This is a genomic window from Psychrobacter sp. Ps6 (assembly GCF_022129235.1).
In the GTDB taxonomy this organism is placed as follows: Bacteria; Pseudomonadota; Gammaproteobacteria; order Pseudomonadales; family Moraxellaceae; genus Psychrobacter.
The window spans coordinates 1-1,554 of record NZ_JADQAI010000116.1 but is presented as its reverse complement, the minus strand read 5'-3'; the positions used below and the strand labels follow the sequence as shown (position 1 = coordinate 1,554).

The window sequence follows — 1,554 nt, the reverse complement described above, 5'->3', positions numbered from 1 at the left end:
TTTATGGATGTTTTTCAAGCTAATAACGTTATGAATAACGGGAAGTTTGACAATATTGAAACTCAATTGAGTGAAGTTCGACTCAAGCAAGGGAGTTTATTTGGAATTAGAGCCACAGCTGTGACCCTTAGTACATTATGTGATTATCTTCGAATTAAGGAAATCACCCGATAAGCGAGTATTTAACATAAGAAGATTTTATTTCGTGGTAACATTAAAACGACTAGTTATATATTCTGCTCGTTTTTCATCAGATGAAATCTGATCACTTGAAGCATTATTCCTTATGAAAAACTCTGTTTTATCATGAAAACAAGGAAATGGAGCTGGAGTAACTTCAACAATAAGTACCTTTAAACCTTTACCTACATCTTCTAAAGACCATTCAACATTATTAAATACGCTAACCGATAAGGCGTTTTTCACTGCTTCTTTAAAGTTTCGGGTAAATTCGTCATCATTCTTTGTATATGATAAGTCTTGAGCTAATCCAATAATATTTCCATCATCTTCAACCCCTACAAGTAACGTTCCACCGCTTGAGTTCAAGAAGCCTGCTATTGTTTTTGTACATTCTTTTTTTAGAGCTTTATTTTTAAAGCGCTTTTTTACGTCATATATAAATGATGATTTAAATTCTAGATCTTTATGTTCGTTTTTATTTGCAAGATGAAGAATCTTAATTGCTTTATCTGAAATATTATCTACTTCTAAATCAAGTAAGTTTTGGAGGTATTTAGATATACTCATATCGCATACATCAGATAAATAAGCCCCTAAATTAGTCGCTTCTTTTATAATCGGAGAACCCGCAGGATAACGAGAGCAGATATTATGAATTTTACTAAATCCTCTTATGCATAATTTATAGTATTTAGGTACATCATCATTAATATTTTCTTCGTTATTACAACGATAAACTTCAAGACATAGTCTTGATGCATCATTTATCCAGTTTTGTAATACATCAGGATAGAGTTTTTCAAATGGAAGCTCCACCAAATCTTTTATAGCGAGTAAGACATTATTTAGATGAGGATATTGATACGATTCATCAAATATGTCAGAAAGCATACATTGTTTATCTCTTAAAGCATTAAGAACTGTCCACTCATAGTAAAAACTAGGATATTCTTTTTTAGAAATTAACTTTTCATAGCTAGGTAAAAAACCATTTGGCATCGCATTTAAAATTGTTTTATTGTCCATAAAAGTAAACCATGATGAGTAGTGTTGTACTTTAAATTTACAACATCAAAGACTAAAGTTAAACGAAAATGATAATATTCTAATTAAATTCAATGTCTTACCTTATCATGTGGACGGAAATTTAAATGGTCGTTCCTAAAAACTGTTCTATATTAGCAACTTGTATCTTTCTGCTCTCCAAGCTCGAAATCCAAATAAACAACATCACAAGCGCTTAATTTTTATAATTTTGTTGGCTGAAAAATTATCTATTAGTGATGTTGTTACGGTAAACAGAAATAACTATTTAATCATCATCATGACCTAATCGGCCTGTTTCGGACGCTTTCTTATTTTTCTTGATTT

Annotated in this window: 1 protein-coding gene; it reads right to left on the bottom strand. The window is 30.8% G+C overall.

Features of this window, described 5'->3' with window-relative positions:
* Window positions 1–198: 198 nt before the first annotated feature.
* Window positions 199–1,209 carry an ATP-binding protein gene (locus I3255_RS14195; RefSeq protein WP_238039396.1) on the bottom strand — a complete coding sequence of 337 codons (1,011 nt, stop codon included), beginning with the start codon at window positions 1,207–1,209 and terminating at the stop codon, window positions 199–201.
* Window positions 1,210–1,554 lie beyond the last annotated feature (345 nt).

What these genes read in the sequence shown, in the direction of transcription:
- I3255_RS14195 (WP_238039396.1), bottom strand. Translation starts at nt 1,209, where the DNA reads ATGGACAATAAAACAATTTTAAATGCGATGCCAAATGGTTTTTTACCT.